Origin of the sequence: Pectobacterium peruviense, assembly GCF_002847345.1 — a bacterium.
In the GTDB taxonomy this organism is placed as follows: Bacteria; Pseudomonadota; Gammaproteobacteria; order Enterobacterales; family Enterobacteriaceae; genus Pectobacterium; species Pectobacterium peruviense.
This window is the reverse complement of sequence record NZ_LXFV01000011.1, coordinates 248,296-265,577: the sequence shown is the minus strand read 5'-3', so window position 1 is coordinate 265,577 and position 17,282 is coordinate 248,296. Positions and strand designations below refer to the sequence as shown.

At 53.2% G+C, this 17,282-nt stretch carries 10 protein-coding genes; 7 read left to right on the top strand and 3 right to left on the bottom strand.

Features of this window, described 5'->3' with window-relative positions:
* The coding region (locus tag A0G03_RS10860) for an Ig-like domain-containing protein (protein ID WP_145951820.1) at positions 1-3,829 on the top strand (3,829 nt) is incomplete at its 5' end.
* Between the two features lie 65 nt (positions 3,830-3,894).
* Positions 3,895-4,239 carry a hypothetical protein gene (locus A0G03_RS10855; RefSeq protein ID WP_048261536.1) on the top strand — a complete coding sequence of 115 codons (345 nt, stop codon included), beginning with the start codon at positions 3,895-3,897 and terminating at the stop codon, positions 4,237-4,239.
* 90 nt (positions 4,240-4,329) lie between these two features.
* Here A0G03_RS10855 and lapD read toward each other — a convergent pair whose 3' ends face one another.
* A complete protein-coding gene (gene lapD / locus A0G03_RS10850; protein ID WP_048261534.1) occupies positions 4,330-6,282 on the bottom strand; it encodes a cyclic di-GMP receptor LapD in 1,953 nt (650 codons plus the stop codon).
* A 9-nt stretch (positions 6,283-6,291) separates the two neighbouring features.
* Positions 6,292-6,981, bottom strand: coding sequence for a cysteine protease LapG (gene lapG / locus A0G03_RS10845; RefSeq protein WP_048261533.1), 690 nt, complete (start codon positions 6,979-6,981; stop codon positions 6,292-6,294).
* 154 nt (positions 6,982-7,135) lie between these two features.
* Here lapG and murQ point away from each other — a divergent pair, with 154 nt between their 5' ends.
* From murQ to tadA, 3 genes are all read left to right on the top strand, one after another.
* Entirely contained in the window at positions 7,136-8,062 is a 927-nt protein-coding gene (gene murQ / locus A0G03_RS10840; protein WP_048261530.1) for an N-acetylmuramic acid 6-phosphate etherase, read from the top strand.
* Positions 8,063-8,109: 47 nt separating this feature from the next.
* Positions 8,110-8,748: a phosphatidylglycerophosphatase C gene (gene yfhb / locus A0G03_RS10835; protein ID WP_048261529.1), complete on the top strand. Its 639-nt coding sequence runs from the start codon at positions 8,110-8,112 to the stop codon at positions 8,746-8,748.
* Positions 8,749-8,815: 67 nt separating this feature from the next.
* Complete coding sequence (gene tadA / locus A0G03_RS10830; RefSeq protein ID WP_072062052.1) at positions 8,816-9,328, top strand: tRNA adenosine(34) deaminase TadA; 513 nt, start codon at positions 8,816-8,818, stop codon at positions 9,326-9,328.
* A gap of 139 nt (positions 9,329-9,467) precedes the next feature.
* Here tadA and mltF read toward each other — a convergent pair whose 3' ends face one another.
* Entirely contained in the window at positions 9,468-10,976 is a 1,509-nt protein-coding gene (mltF, locus tag A0G03_RS10825) for a membrane-bound lytic murein transglycosylase MltF (RefSeq protein ID WP_048261527.1), read from the bottom strand.
* A gap of 215 nt (positions 10,977-11,191) precedes the next feature.
* On the opposite strand from mltF, the gene purL reads away from it, so the two are divergent.
* Together purL and A0G03_RS10815 are read left to right on the top strand one after the other, a co-directional pair.
* Positions 11,192-15,079, top strand: a complete 3,888-nt coding sequence (gene purL, locus A0G03_RS10820) for a phosphoribosylformylglycinamidine synthase (RefSeq protein ID WP_048261525.1) — start codon at positions 11,192-11,194, stop codon at positions 15,077-15,079.
* A gap of 737 nt (positions 15,080-15,816) precedes the next feature.
* Entirely contained in the window at positions 15,817-17,253 is a 1,437-nt protein-coding gene (locus A0G03_RS10815) for a sensor histidine kinase (protein WP_048261523.1), read from the top strand.
* Positions 17,254-17,282 lie beyond the last annotated feature (29 nt).

The window sequence follows — 17,282 nt, the reverse complement described above, 5'->3', positions numbered from 1 at the left end:
GGTTGCGCCAGTGGCATCGATCTCTATCGATAATGTCACCAGCGATAACGTGATTAACGCCAGCGAGTCGGGCCAGACGATTGCGGTGACGGGCAAAGTCGGCAATGAAGTGAAAGCGGGCGATGCGGTCACCGTTAAAGTCGGCACGGAAACCTACCAGACCACGGTGAATCCTGATGGCAAAACCTGGAGCGTGAACGTTCCGGGATCGGTGCTGGCGGCGAACGGTGATGTTTCTGCGACCGTGACGACACGCGATCCTGCTGGCAATGTCACCACCGCCAATACCAGCCACGCTTACGCTGTGGATACGGTGGCGCCGATTGCCTCAATCTCTATCGACAATGTCACTAGCGATAATGTGATTAACGCAGCCGAATCCGGTCAGACCATCGCGGTGACCGGTAAGGTTGATAACGACGTTAAAGCGGGTGATGCGGTGACGGTGAAGGTCGGTACCGAGACCTACCAGACGACGGTGAATACAGATGGTAAAACCTGGAGCGTGAACGTTCCGGGTTCGGTGCTGGCTGCCAATGGTGATGTGAGTGCCACGGTCACCACCCGCGATCCTGCTGGCAACGTAACCACTGCCAATACCAGCCACGCTTACGGCGTGGATACGGTGGCGCCAACGGCATCGATCTCTATCGATAATGTCACCAGCGATAACGTGATTAACGCCAGCGAGTCGGGTCAGACGATTGCGGTGACCGGTAGCGTCGATAATGACGTCAAAGCGGGTGATGCGGTGACGGTAAAAGTCGGTACCGAGACGTACCAGACGACGGTGAATACTGACGGCAAGACCTGGAGCGTTAACGTTCCGGGATCGGTGCTGGCAGCCAATAGCGATGTGAGTGCAATCGTCACCACGCGTGATGCGGCAGGCAATGCCACGACGGCTAATACCAGCCACGCTTACGGTGTGGATACCGTTGCGCCTACCGCGTCGATTACTATCGACGATGTGACGTCCGATAACGTGATTAACGTCAGCGAGTCGGGTCAGACCATCGCGGTGACGGGCAAAGTCGGCAATGAAGTGAAAGCCGGCGATGCGGTGACGGTAAAAGTTGGTACCGAGACGTACCAGACGACGGTGAATACTGACGGCAAGACCTGGAGCGTCAACGTTCCAGGCTCCGTATTAGCCGCGAACGGTGATGTTTCTGCGACCGTGACCACACGTGATACCGCAGGTAATGTTACTACCGCCAACACCAGTCACGCTTATGGCGTTGACACCGTTGCGCCAGTGGCATCGATCTCTATCGACAATGTCACCAGCGATAACGTGATTAACGCCAGCGAATCCAAACAGACCATCGCGGTGACCGGAAAGGTCGGCAATGAGGTTAAAGCCGGTGATGCAGTTACCGTTAAAGTTGGCACGGAAACCTACCAGACCACGGTGAATCCTGATGGTAAAACCTGGAGCGTGAATGTTCCGGGTTCTGTACTGGCGAGTAATAGTGACATTAGCGCCAGCGTGACCACGCGTGATACGGCGGGCAACGCCACGACGGCGAATACCCATCATGCATACGCTGTGGATACCATTGCACCAGAAATTGATATTACGAATTTTGCCGGTAACGATGGATATGTCAGCCAGAGTGAGTCGAAAAATACCCTAGTCAGCGGTACCAGCAACGAGAAGATGGTTGATCTGGTCTTTACCGATGTGAATGGTAAGTCGGTTACGCTGCATGATGTGCCTGTGACGAACGGTAAATGGCAGACGAATGTTGATCTGAGTACGTTATCGGAAGGCAAGATTACCGCAGGGGCAACGGCGACCGATGCAGCAGGTAACCAAGCGCATGATAACAGCCAGGCGACCATGGATATTACGCCGCCAGTCGCACACAACAACACGGTGTCGGGTACGGAAGACACACCGCTGCATATTGGCTGGAGCGATCTGGGCGTATCGAGTGATACCACAAGCATCGTAATTTCGTCTCTGCCTCCAGCCAGCGTTGGCACGCTCTATTTTAACGATAGTGGGAGTTGGAAAGCGGTCACCGCGGGTCAAACCTTTACGGCCGGTAACACCGATCTGCGCTTTACGCCTGCGACGAATGTCTCTGGAGCATCGCTGGGCGACATTGCTTACCGACCTGTCGATAGCGCAGGCAATACGGGAGATAAAGCCGCACTGCATATTGGCATTACGCCAGTTGCTGATGCACCAGTCGTGAGCCTGAACACCACCAGCGGTACCACGACGCCAGCCTCTGCGGAAGTTATTAAGGTGAATGGGGGAAGTGCTAACGGTGGTTTTGATGTGCAAAACGGAAAAATCGTCGCGGTCGGCAACGGTGTCCGCGTCTGGCTGACCGAAGGGGACTCGGTGCCTACCGTGGTTGGAACCGGCAAGGTGGCGTATTACAGTCAGGGCAACACCAGTGGCGACGGTAATTACAGCGATATCTTCGTTGTGCACTCTACCAGCGGCTATTTTTATCGGCAGAGTGACTGGGCGGCCGATCGCAAGGATCACCGCGATCTAGATTCCTTCAACGGTAACCGCACCAGTAACGGCAGCAATGCGCATGCAGACTACATTTTTGTCGTCAAGGAAGCGGGTTACACCTATAACGCGACCAATAGCACGAACAACAACGCGAATACGTCGGTCAACACGCTGGATGGGCTGAAGGTCAATTATACAGATAGCACTGGCAAGTCAGGCTCGTTTACGAAGCAGGTCAGCAACAATATCGAAGGTGTGATCTACAGCGATGGTTCGACGTATACCCCCGGCACCAATAGTGCGACGGTGGAAAAAGTACCTGGTCAGGCGGGGAAACAGACCTATACGCTCGATGTGTCAGCGGCACTGACCGACCGTGATGGCAGTGAAACCCTGTCAGGGATTAGATTGACGGGGATCCCGACGGGAACGGTGCTGACTGACCAGATCAATAATGTGAAGTATACCGTTGGTGCTGATGGTTCGTACCTGATTCAAAATGCGCACGATGCCCAGACGCTGGCCGGGAAGATTACGCTTGAGGTCCCAGCCGATGCGGGTAAATTGAATGTCGTGGCGCAGGCGACATCGACAGAAATGGGCAACCACGATACGGCAACCGGTTATTCAGCGGAAGGCGCTGAGCAGTATGGATTGAGTGTCGGTGCGGCAGGTAACGATACGATATCCGGCACGTATAATGATGATGTTCTGTTCGGCGATGTTGTGTCGTTCCCTAATATCGACGGTAGCGGCATCGCTGCCTTACAAAACTACATCGGTAAGCAATTGGGTATGCAAACGGGTGTACCGACCACGAAGGACATGCATAACTATATTGCCTCGCACAGCGCAGAGTTTGATCTGTCGTCGAAAGGAGGGAATGACATACTCAACGGCGGCGATGGAGATGACATCCTTTTCGGCCAGGGAGGCAATGATACCCTCTATGGCGGTGCGGGGAATGACCTGCTCTACGGCGGCAGCGGAGATGACATCCTGATTGGTGGTGCAGGGAGCGATACGCTCATCGGCGGGGCTGGCGCGGATACCTTTAAGTGGCAGGCTGGTGATATCGGCAATGATGTGATCAAAGACTTTAATGCCAAAGAGGGCGACCGGATTGATTTAACCGATCTGGTTGGCGAACTGGAAGAAGGCACTGATATTAGCCGCTATATTCGCATCACGGATAATCACGGCTCGCCGACGATTGAAGTCAGCACTGCGGGGAACTTTACTGCGGATAAAGGCGGAACAGTTGCGGTGTCGATTACGTTGGAACATTATAACGGTGCATTACCGTCGCTGGAGAGTCTGGTCAGCAAGCCTGAACCATCTAGCTGATAGGGAAGGGGAAAAGGAGCCTATTTGGCTCCTTTCTTTATCAAAAAATTAAAGGGGCTCCGAACATGTTTTATATCCAGCGCGACAGTGATGGCCACCTGATGAAGGTAGAAAAGAGTCCTTTTCCTGAAATGAATGGCGAATTACCCGATGATTCGCGCGAGGCGCTGGCCTGGATCCGTAGCCATCAGGCGGCGATGTCCAGCTTGCAGCAACTGCGGCAAAGCGATCTGGAAATGGTGCGCGTGCTGGAGGATTTAATTCAGGTTTTGATTCAGAAAGGCGTGGTCAGCATTACCGATTTCCCGCAGGCAGCGCAGCTGAAATTGATCAATCGTGCGCAGGCGCGTGAAGCGCTGAATGGCGGGTTGAACAAGCTGATTGGCGATGATGAAGAAACGATGTTCTGAATAGATAATATGTTAACGTCGATCCCAGCTTCTCAATAGAATAGCGAGAAGCTGGGTCGCTAAAACGCAATGAATCCAAACGATGTGGCGTCAGGTTCTGACCGCTGGCATCGGTTCACCCAGCAACCGTCCCATTGCGCCCTGTAATCCCATTTCCTGAAGCACTTTCAGTTCACCTGCGGTTTCAACACGTTCGGCGATGAGCGGCAGGGCAATGCTGTTGGTGGCGCGATACAGCGCTTCGATAAACATTTGCTTATCGCTTTCCTGGTCAATATTGCGGATGTAGCTGCCATCGACTTTCAGGTAAGCCAGCCCCCACTGGGACAGGTTACCAATCATATTAAACCGCCCACCAAAATGTTGTAACCCTAGTGCACAGCCATGTTCATTTAACAGCTTGATTAAGGCTTCCAGTTGAACGCTGTCTGGCAGTTGATTCTCATCCAGTTCCAGAATCAGTCGTTTGGCGACCTCTGGTTGATGCTTCAGTGGGGCTAGCAGATCGGCGAGCAGATGAAGATTCAGAACCGTGGTACCAGACAAACTTAGCGCGAGGTTGCCGTCGTGCTGGCGGAGATAATCCAATACTTCACGCAGCATGGTCTGATCCAGACGGGTATCCCAGCCAAAGCGTTGAATCCACGGCAGGAAGCGGCCTGCGGCGATGCTGTTCCCTTGCTCATCCTGAATACGAGCCAGTACCTTGTGATGCAATACCTGACTGGTGTCGTCACACGCGACGACGGGTTGCAGGAAAAGCTGTAAACGCTCCTGCTCAAGGATGGGATCGAGCAGGTTAAACCACATGTGACGATCGGTTTCGACCTGTTCGGCACTGACGGATGGCATCGTGTGAGGGGCAGTGGTATCGGTATTGCTTTCGGCCTGTGTAAGCGCCTGATCGCCCTGAATAAACAGGGATTGCGCGGTGTCGCCGGGGCGGAACGGTACCATGCCGAATTGGGCGACAGGGGAGACGTCGGTTTCACCTGTCAGATGTAAGGTTTCGATGTTACGCGTCAACTCACCAATCAGTGCATAGGCTTCTTTATCGACCAGTCCCGGGCAGAACAGCGCAAATTCCCCACCGCGGATACGCGCCAACAGGCTCTCTGCATTGGTATTCTGCTTTTGCGTTTTGCGCAGAATATGTCCGACGGAGGCTAACAGTGCATCGGTACGTTGACCACCCAGCCGCTGGTTCATACCCGCCAGATCCTGCACGCGAATCATAATAAGAAAGCCGGGAGCAGTTTCTTCATCGGCCAGTTTGTCATTGAACTGCATGTCAAACGCACGGCGGTTATTCAATCCGGTTTGTGGGTCCTGATAGGCTTCCTGACGTAAGCGCTCGCTCCGCTCCGCTTCCTCTTCAAATAGCGTCTTGAGTTTGCTAACCATCAAGTTCATCGCCTGCGCGACGCGGCGGAATTCGGGCGTATTGGGTAAATCCGGTTGGCTAAGGAATTCACGTCGGGTAATTGCCAGCGATTGATCGACAATGTAGTCGAGCGGGCGTAGCTGGCGACGCAGAAATAACGCACCGATGAGTACACCCAGCGTGCCGCAGCCAAGCAGCCACAGGAAGGTCGCTGTGCTGCTGCGCCACAGTCGAGTTACCGCGAACATCGGGTGGCTGACCACTTCGACTTTTGCGGCCTGCTCCCAGCCGCGCATGACGATGGCTTCGCCAGCGCCGGGCTGAAGGTTCACTAACCGGACAAACCAGAGTGGTACGTCAGGGATATCCGGCGATGCGGTACGTTCCAGCGTGACGTTGCCGGTTTTTAAATCTCGCACGCGAATACTGGAAAAATAGCCGCTGTCAAAAATTGAGCTAACCATCAGCTCCACCATCGCCGGGTCATCAATATTCGGCGTTAGGGAAAGCCCGAGTGCGGTCGCGGCATCCTGTGCGTGAGAGTGAAGCTGGTTATTGTATTGTTCACGCGAATTTTCCAGGCTGACGAAAAAACTCCCGCTGAAAATAATTAGCACAAACAGGCAGATGGCTATCAGTAGTTGTTTGTATAGAGACATAGCCTACCTTTACTCCTCAATTGAAAACCCTTCGGCACGCATTTTGGTTAAGACATCCTGCCAGCGTGAAAGTCGTTTACTGTCACCGACGCGTTTGTTGCTGCCGCTTGCTCCCGGCAGCCAGAGACCACCGCCATTAAAGGCGTACACCGGAACTAAATCGTTGCGCTCTGTCGCAGGTTGGATCTTGTCGGTCAGATTATCCAGCACCAGCGGAATCGAGGTTGGCGTGGGGTAATAGGTCACCACCATATGTGCTTTATTCAGACGCAGCGCTTTAACATAGGTGATGCGTAATTTGTCCGCAGAGACGCCTAAATGACGCAAGGTAAAATACTTGGCAAGCGCATAATCTTCGCAGTCTCCGGCGCCTTTACGTAGCGCTTCAATCGGGGTTGCCCAGTAATCTTCCTGATTCCAGACGACGATATCATCGCGAAACAGCATTCGGTCATTGAAAAATTGGTTCACGCTACTCAGCAGAGCCTTTTCATCTTTATTACGGGAATTCACCAACAGCGCCTGCCATTCATCTATCCGGCGGCGAGCATCGGGCGTTGCCGGGCCATAAAGCTGCTCGGTTCGCTGATTAATGGTAATAAAATCCCAGTCCGCACGCAGGGAACCCGCCAGCAGAAACAGCAGACAGCTAATAAAGAAGAGCTTGTAACTGGAGATGCTGAACCCGGAGAGTTGCACTGAGGTTTTTCTGCTTACCTTGCGAGATGAATGTGGAGAGTGAATTCGATGCAGAATAGCGTACTTTCATAGGTCTCAAAAGCAGTATAGTGGTGAAAATAGTGGTTTGTCATAGGCGTGTGAAGAACGCTGACATAAAGCATGAGGTATCGGAATGAGTTCAGGCGTAGTGAATAGAGAGAACCTTAATTTAGGGATGCTGGTTTCCGAAACGCGGAACCCGGCAACGATGACGCTGGATCAGCTCTCTACGCTGGAGATGATGCACGTATTTAACCAGGAAGACCGGAAAGTCCCCGAAGCCATTGCGCAGGTTTTACCCGCGATTGCCGAGGCTGTCGATCTGGCAACGGTGTCGTTGCAGGCGGGGGGGCGGCTCATCTATCTGGGGGCGGGAACCAGCGGCCGTTTGGGCGTATTGGATGCTTCCGAGTGTCCGCCGACGTTTGGTGTGCCGCATGGGCTGGTTATCGGCCTGATTGCTGGCGGGCCGGGAGCGTTACTCAAGGCGGTTGAAGGGGCGGAAGACGATCCTGCGCTCGGTGAGGCTGATTTGAAAGCGCTGAGTTTAACCGCAACTGATATGGTTATTGGCTTGGCCGCATCAGGCCGGACGCCGTATGTGATTGGCGCATTGCGCTATGCGCGTGACGTTGGCTGCCGGACGGCGGCGATCTCCTGCAACCCGCATTCGCCTATTGCACAGGAAGCACAAGTGGCGATTTCCCCCGTCGTTGGCCCAGAAGCATTAACGGGTTCGACGCGGCTGAAGTCGGGTACGGCGCAAAAGTTAGTCCTGAATATGATTTCTACCGGTGTAATGGTTAAGCTGGGCAAGGTGTACCAGAATTTGATGGTTGATGTGAAGGCAACCAATGTGAAGCTGCTTGATCGTGCCTGTCGCATCGTGGTGGAAGCGACGGGAGCCGATCTGGACAGGGCTCGGCAGGCGCTGGTTCAGTCGGATAACGACGTTAAGCCTGCGATTCTGATGCTTCTGGCTAATATTGATGTGGAAGTGGCGCGTGAACGTCTGAAACAGCACAACGGCTATCTGCGTGAGGCGTTACTTGGCGGGTAAGAATATTTTGGTGTCGGTCTATCTTGAGGTAAATCGGGGGAAACGTTTTGAGTGATAAGCGAGAGCAACGCATTGTTTTTTTTGATCTGGATGGCACGCTGCATCAGCAGGATATGTTTGGCAGCTTTTTGCGTTTCTTGCTTCGTCGGTTGCCGTTAAACCTCGTACTGGTTATTCCGCTATTACCCGTTATTGGGATGGGATTATTGATTCGCGGTCGAGCGGCTCGCTGGCCAATGAGTTGGCTGCTGTGGGCGATTACGTTTGGGCGTGGCGAAGACGACCTCGTTCAGCTTGAAAAGCAGTTCGTCGGTGTGTTTCGTCGCGATGTCATACCGTTTCCTCAGGTTCAGCAGCGGCTGAAAACCTATCTTGAAGACAGCGATGCGCAGGTCTGGCTGGTGACCGGATCGCCACAGCGACTGGTTGAACGGGTCTATCATGATTCACCTTTTCTGCCCGGTGTTCGTCTGATGGGGAGCCAAATTACACGCCGCTACGGTGGTTGGGTATTAACGCTGCGCTGTCTCGGACATGAGAAAGTGACGCAGATGGAGCAGCGCCTTGGCGCACCGCTTAAGCTCTACAGCGGTTACAGTGACAGCAAACAGGACAATCCGCTGCTCTATTTTTGCGAACACCGCTGGCGGGTGACGCCGGAAGGCAGCCTACAACAGTTAGAGTAACGCCTTCAATACGCCATCCATATAGGTATAATGCGCCGCCAAAATGTGAATTGTTGAGTGAGGAAACGTGAGTAGCCTGCGTGATAATGAATACTGGATGCGCTATGCATTGACGCTGGCTCAGCGTGCCCAGGATGAAGGCGAAGTGCCGGTTGGCGCAGTACTAGTGCTGGATAACGAAGCGATTGGCGAAGGGTGGAACCGGCCGATAGGACATCATGATCCTACCGCGCACGCCGAGATTATGGCGCTGCGGCAGGGAGGGCAGGTGTTGCAAAACTACCGCCTGCTGGAGACCACACTGTATGTCACGCTGGAGCCGTGCATTATGTGTGCGGGCGCGATGATACACAGCCGTATCGGTCGTCTGGTTTACGGTGCGTCAGATGAGAAAACGGGGGCTGCGGGGTCGCTGGTGGACATTCTGCGCCATCCCGGCATGAATCATCAGATCGTGATTGAATCTGGTGTTCTGGCTGATGAATGTTCAGCGACGCTCAGCGCGTTCTTCCGTCTGCGTCGTGAGCAGCATAAAGCCCGTCGTGCCGCAGAGAAAGATAAAAACGCCGCGCAGCAATAGCGTAATGCCGAACGTTTAAGAATCGAGATACACGGAGCGACCACGAGGCGAGGTGTCTCACCCTATGTTTCTCCTCAAATGCGGCTGAAGTGACCCACATTAGCGCAGGAGTCGCGGCGTTTTTTCTTCCTTTGCAGATCTATTCCGGCACCTTGGTGAGAGGAACGGCTGGATAGCCCAGTGCAATCTGTGTCTGCTGCTGCGCTTTAGCTTCTTTTTCTATCAGATAACCTTCCAGACTCACCATATATCGCCGAATGTTTTCCACGTAGTTATAGGCTTCGTGTCCACGAGCGTAGCCGTAGGTGGTTTGGGTGTAATAGCGCTTTTGGCTCAGCATCGGCAGGCGCATTTTTACATCCACCCAACTGTCGGGGTTACCTTTCTGTTTTTCAGTCAATTTACGTGCATCAAGCAGGTGGGCGTATCCCATGTTGTAGGACGCCAGCGCAAACCAGATTTTTTCATCTTCCGGGATGGTATCCGGCATTTTCTGCATCATATGCGACATATATTGTGCGCCGCCGCGAATACTTTGCTCAGGGTCGATTCGGTCAGTCACGTTCAGGCTTTCAGCGGTGTTACGCGTGAGCATCATTAGCCCGCGCACGCCGGTAGGGGAGGTTGCCAGCGGATTCCAGTGTGATTCCTGATAGGAGATGGCCGCCAGCAGCTTCCAGTCGATATCGGTGGCATATTTTTCAAACAGTGGACGCAGATCCGGCAGCGTTTCATCAATCGCGCTCAGGAACGTGGTGGTATCGACATAGTCAAATTCACCAACGTGACCGAGATATTTCTCCTCCAGACGCGCGAGCGTACCGTCTTCGACAATCTGGCTGAAAAAATCCAGCAGCGCGGCGGACAGGCTGTCATCGTGTGAACGGCGCATATACCAGGTGACAGGCTCTTCATCGCTGAGGTCGAAGGCGACGGCGAGCTGTGGGTGAATACGCTGCATCAAACCGATGGTGACCGAATCACCCAGCGTATAGTCCAGTTTGCCGTCGGCAACCTGTTTCAATAATTCCTGCGTGCTCTGATCCGAGGCGGATTCCCAGCTCAACTGCGGGTACTTCGCGGCTTTTAAATCGCGTAGGGTCGCTGCATGAGCGGAGCCCGACGTAACAACGAATCGGCCTTGCAGTTTATCCAGCGTTTTTGGGCGAGGCGATCCAAGGCGGTAGACCATCTGCTGCGAAATGGAGTAGTAGGTCGGGCCAGCCCGGAAGCGTTCCAGACGCTCGTGATTGTAAATCAGCCCAGCAGCCAGCAGATCGGCATCATCACCGTCCAGATCGTCGAACAATTCGTCAAGATTCTTACGTGACGAAACCACCAGCTTGACGCCGAGATAATCGGCGAAACGTTTTGCCAGTTCATAGTCCAGACCTGTCGGGGATCCGTTGCTCATGGCATAAGTCAGCGGTGAGTTAACGGTGCTGATACGTAACTCACCGCGTGAGAGGATCTGCCTGAGTTGTACATCCTGACTACTGCGCCAGGGAATACTAGGCCATAGCGCTAACGCCAGCAGTAACGTGATAATCCCGATGAAAAAATAATTTAATTTTAAAGGCTTCAAATAGTTATCTCTCGGCGGCCATGTGGCCAGGCTGTCTGTAACGGCAGTTTTTTTATACGTCATTTCCCAGAGTGGGGGCATTTTGCTTAACAAACCGCCAGTGTGCAACTTTTATTGATTTGGTCACCGATTAATCATTCGGCGGGTGCGAAGTGAAATTATCGCCACGCAAACGGTTTCGTCCGAGGGAAGGATTCTCTATAATATGTGCGTTTCCCCCTGTTGTACCCAGTGGCTGTATCGCAGCCAGTGCATCGAAGACGAGAGAACTTTAGATTATGGAAATACTGCGTGGTTCACCTGCTTTATCGGCTTTTCGTATTAATAAACTGCTGGTCCGCTGCAAAGAGCACGTTTTGCCAGTCAGCGATATCTATGCTGAATACGTACATTTCGCCGATGTCAGCGCCCCGCTGAACAACGATGAACAGGCCAAACTGACACGTTTGCTGAAGTATGGTCCTTCTCTCGCGGAGCACGAACCGCAAGGTCATCTGTTACTGGTGACGCCACGTCCAGGCACCATTTCACCGTGGTCTTCCAAAGCTACCGATATCGCCCATAACTGTGGATTAAGCAAAGTACTGCGTCTGGAGCGCGGTCTGGCTTTTTATATTCATGCGCCAACGTTGAGCGATGAGCAGTGGCAGCAACTGGGGGCATTGCTGCATGACCGGATGATGGAAAGCGTATTTAGCGACCTGAAACAGGCCGAAGCCCTGTTCTCTCACCATCAACCGGCACCTTTCAAGCGTATTGAAATTCTGCTGCAAGGGCGTCAGGCGCTGGAAGAGGCGAACGTTCGTCTGGGGCTGGCATTGGCAGAAGATGAAATTGATTATCTGCTGGAAGCTTTCACCAATCTGGGTCGTAACCCGACCGATATCGAACTGTATATGTTCGCGCAGGCGAACTCTGAACACTGCCGCCACAAGATTTTTAACGCGGATTGGGTGATCGACGGCGTAACTCAGCCGAAATCCCTGTTCAAAATGATCAAAAACACCTTTGAACACACACCTGACCACGTTCTCTCTGCCTATAAAGACAACGCCGCCGTCATGGAAGGTTCCGCCGTCGGCCGTTTCTATACCAATGCTAGCGGGCAATATGATTACCATCAGGAAGACGCACATATCCTGATGAAGGTTGAAACGCATAACCACCCAACCGCAATTTCACCGTGGCCGGGCGCAGCAACAGGCTCAGGTGGCGAAATTCGTGATGAAGGCGCAACGGGCCGTGGCTCCAAACCGAAAGCGGGTCTGGTGGGCTTCTCTGTATCGAACCTGCGCATTCCTGGCTTTATCCAGCCGTGGGAAGAAGAAGAGTTCGGCAAGCCAGATCGTATTGTCAGTGCACTGGATATCATGACTGAAGGCCCATTGGGCGGCGCGGCATTCAACAACGAATTCGGCCGCCCTGCACTGACTGGCTATTTCCGTACTTATGAAGAGCGTGTCGATAGCCACAATGGCGCAGAACTGCGCGGTTACCATAAGCCGATCATGCTGGCGGGCGGTATTGGTAACATCCGTGGCGATCATGTCAAAAAAGGCGAAATTATCGTCGGAGCCAAACTGATTGTGCTGGGCGGACCGTCCATGAATATCGGTCTGGGCGGCGGCGCGGCCTCTTCTATGGCATCGGGTCAGTCCGATGCGGATCTGGATTTTGCTTCTGTACAGCGCGATAACCCAGAAATGGAACGCCGCTGTCAGGAAGTGATCGACCGCTGCTGGCAATTAGGCGAAGCCAACCCGATCCTGTTCATCCACGATGTCGGTGCGGGCGGTTTGTCTAACGCCATGCCGGAACTGGTGAGTGACGGCGGTCGCGGTGGTCGCTTTGAACTGCGCGATATTCTGAACGACGAACCGGGCATGAGCCCGCTGGAAGTCTGGTGTAACGAATCGCAAGAACGCTACGTTCTGGCGGTTGCGCCAGAGCAGCTGGCACAGTTTGGTGAAATTTGCCGCCGTGAGCGCGCACCTTATGCGGTGATTGGTGAAGCGACGGAAGAACTGCATCTGACGATGAACGATCGTCACTTTAACAACAAACCAATAGACCTGCCGCTGGATGTACTGCTGGGTAAAACGCCGAAGATGCTGCGTGATGTTGAGCGCAAACAGGTAGAGGGTACGCCGCTACAGCGTGACGACATCTATCTGGCCGAAGCAGTCGAGCGCGTGCTGCACTTGCCAGTTGTTGCGGAAAAAACCTTCCTGATCACCATCGGCGACCGCTCTGTTACCGGTATGGTCGCGCGCGATCAGATGGTCGGGCCGTGGCAGGTGCCAGTGGCTGACTGTGCAGTGACTACTGCCAGCCTCGACAGCTATTACGGTGAAGCAATGTCTATCGGCGAACGTGCGCCGGTCGCGCTGCGTAACTTTGCCGCCTCCGCGCGTTTGGCCGTGGGCGAAGCGTTGACGAACATTGCTGCTACGCACATTGGCCCACTGACTCGCGTGAAGCTGTCTGCGAACTGGATGGCTGCAGCAGGGCACCCGGGCGAAGATGCTGGCTTGTACGATGCGGTGAAAGCCGTGGGTGAGGAGCTGTGTCCGGCGTTGGGTCTGACGATTCCAGTGGGTAAAGACTCCATGTCGATGAAAACCCGCTGGCAGGAAGAAGGCGAAGATCGCGCGGTCACCTCGCCGATGTCGCTGGTGATTTCTGCGTTTGCCCGTGTGGAAGACGTGCGTAATACGGTAACGCCACAGTTGCGTACTGGTCAGGATAATGCGCTGTTGCTGATCGATCTGGGTGCGGGTAATAAAGCGCTGGGTGCAACGGCGCTGGCACAGGTTTATCGCCAGTTGGGTCGTAAAACGGCAGATGTTCATAGCCCAGAGCAGTTGGCGGGCTTCTTTAATGCTATCCAAGAGTTAGTCGCTGCTAAGGCGCTCCTGGCCTACCACGACCGTTCAGACGGTGGATTGGTTGTGACGCTGGCGGAGATGGCCTTTGCTGGTCACTGCGGCATCACTGTCGATATCACGTCTCAGGGCGAGGATACGCTGGCGACGCTGTTTAACGAAGAGCTGGGTGCCGTTATTCAGATTCCTGCCGCGCGTCGTGCTGAAGTGGAAGCCATTCTGGCGCTGCATGGTCTGGCTAACTGTGTGCATTATCTCGGTCAGGCTGAAGAAGGAACGCGCTTCACCATCAATCAGGGTGCAGAAGCAGTCTATCAGGAAAGCCGTTCGACGCTACGACGCTGGTGGGCTGAAACTAGCTGGCAAATGCAGCGCCTGCGCGATAATCCGCAGTGTGCCGATCAGGAACACATCGCCAGACAGGATGATAACGATCCCGGTCTGAATGTATCGCTGACCTTCGATCCGAAGGAAGATATTGCTGCGCCTTACATTATTAAGAATGTCCGGCCTAAAGTGGCTGTCCTGCGTGAGCAGGGCGTGAACTCCCACGTAGAAATGGCGGCGGCGTTCCACCGTGCTGGCTTTGATGCCATCGATATCCATATGAGCGACCTGCTGGCTAATCGCCGTAACTTGCAGGACTTCCAGGCGCTGGTTGCCTGTGGCGGTTTCTCTTACGGTGATGTGCTGGGTGCGGGGGAAGGTTGGGCTAAATCCATCCTGTTCAACGCCCGCGTGCGTGATGAATTCGCTGAATTCTTCCTGCGTCCGCAGACGCTGGCGCTGGGCGTATGTAACGGCTGCCAGATGATGTCGAATCTGCGTGAGCTGATTCCGGGTGCCGATCTCTGGCCGCGTTTTGTCCGCAATAAATCCGATCGCTTTGAAGCGCGCTTCAGTCTGGTCGAAGTGGATAAAAGTCCGTCACTGTTCATGAATGACATGGCAGGATCGCGTATGCCGATTGCTGTTTCACACGGCGAAGGGCAAGTTGAAGTCCGTGATGATGCACATTTAGCGGCGATTGAAGAGCATGGTCTGGTCGCATTGCGTTATATCAACCATTACGGGCAGGTAACCGAAAACTATCCGGCTAACCCGAATGGTTCGCCAAACGGTATTACGGCGGTAACCAGCACTAGCGGTCGTGCAACGGTCATGATGCCACACCCTGAGCGCGTGTTCCGCACCGTCAGTAACTCTTGGCACCCAGAAGAATGGGGCGAGGATGGCCCGTGGATGCGTATGTTCCGTAACGCACGCAGACAGCTGGGCTGAGTTAACGTCTGTTAGGGAAAGGGGCTTCGGCCCCTTTTTTACGTCTGTTTTCTTGGTTTGTCGTTTTTTTGCGACGAACTGGTTTTTCGTTGTCTCTAATTGGTGACATTTAACGTATTGATTTATATGCGTGGCATGATGGTGTGATAAAGCTGTCTGTTTTTAGCGACATAAATCGTCTCTTTTGCGTGTTTTTTCGCTATTTGCATTCTGTAATATTTATCTTTCAATGATTTTTTAAGTGAAAATCGTTAATAATCAATATTTTGATTTTTATTTATTTAAGTTGGCATGATACGTGCATTTTAATCGGTGTTGCTCATTCAACTGGTTATGATTGCGTTGCTAACTGGCAAATATTTTCGCTCATAACATCTGGAATGATGCCAAAAGAAAGGGTGCCTATCGTCCACCAGACCGATAACAGGGCGTGAAAACGAACTTTATCAAGCATCGGGCGACACGTTGAGTGAGGCACCGCCTATTCAGTTACGCGGCCAGAGGGAGCGATTCTTCTGGCCGCGTGATGCTTTATTATCACCACATCCCCTCCAGAAAATCCCCCTGATTGCTTTTTACGGCGTTACTGTCTACAGCGTTATTTTTTACAGTATTACTTTCTACAGTATTACATCGGTATTCATGCCGTATTGCGAAGCGTTACGCATGCCGTAAGGGAAAACGTTGAACTTTTATAAGACTCAGTTAGCATCAGAGCGGATTCGATAGGTAACGAGATGATTTCTTTGAAACGATGGCGTTTATTCCCGCGTTCTTTGCGGCAATTAGTAATTATGGCGTTCTTGTTGGTGCTGCTGCCGCTGTTGGTTCTGGCCTATCAGGCTTATCAGAGCCTGAGCATGCTGAGTGAACAGGCTGCGGATATTAACCGGACAACGCTGACGGATGCCCGCCGCAGTGAGGCGATGACCAGCGTCGCGTTGGCGATGGAACGCAGTTATCGGCAATACTGCGTATTGGACGATCAGACGCTGGCGACGCTCTATCAGAACCAGCGTAAACAGTATTCGCAAATGCTGGACTCTCACGCGCAGGTACTGCCCGATCCCCGTTATTACCAGACGTTACGTCAACTCCTTACTCAGCTCGGTGAAATACGCTGCCACAACAGCGGCCCAGAACAAACGGCATCCAGCCTGCTGGAAGGGTTCTCCCGTGCCAACGGACAGATGGTTCAGGTGACGCGTGACGTCGTTTTCTCCCGTGGGCAACAGCTCCAGCAGGCCATTTCTGAACGCGGCCAGTTCTTTGGCTGGCAGGCTCTGCTTTTATTCCTGGTCAGCGTACTGCTGGTGGTTCTCTTTACGCGGATGATTATCGGTCCAGTGAATGGCGTAGAGCGGATGATTAATCGCCTCGGGGAAGGGCGCTCGTTGGGTAACACCAGCACCTTCAAGGGGCCGCGTGAGATTAGGACACTGGCGCAGCGCATTATCTGGCTGAGTGAGCGTCTGTCGTGGCTGGAGTCGCAGAGGCATGAATTTTTGCGTCATATTTCCCACGAACTCAAGACACCGCTTGCGAGTCTTCGGGAAGGCACTGAACTGCTTGCCGATGAGGTGGTTGGTCCGCTAACTGCCGATCAGAAAGAGGTTGTTGATATCCTCGATAGCAGCAGCCGCCACCTGCTACAGCTGATCGATCAACTGCTCGATTATAACCGCAAGCTGGCGGATACACCGACCGAACTGGAGCGGGTTGAAATCGAAGAGATCGTCGATATTGTTGTTTCATCCCACAGTCTGCCTGCCCGTGCCAAAATGATTCACACCGATGTGACGCTGGCCGTCGAACACTGTTGGGCGGAGACGACGTTGTTAATGCGAGTGATTGATAATCTCTATTCCAATGCGGTGCACTACGGTAAGGAATCCGGTAACATTTGGGTTTATAGCCGTCAGGTTGGCAATCGCGTTCAGATTGATGTCGCAAACAGTGGTACGCCCATTCCTGATGCAGAACGAGGCATGATTTTCGAGCCCTTTTATCAGGGAAGCCATCAACGCCGTGGCGCAGTAAAAGGAAGTGGGTTGGGGCTGAGTATTGCACGTGATTGCATTCGTCGTATGCGTGGTGAGCTTAGCCTAATTACCGTGGATTATGCTGATGTGTGTTTCCGCATCGAGTTACCCTTATTGCCTGATAACGAATAGTCCGAGAATAAATAAATTCCGAGAATGAA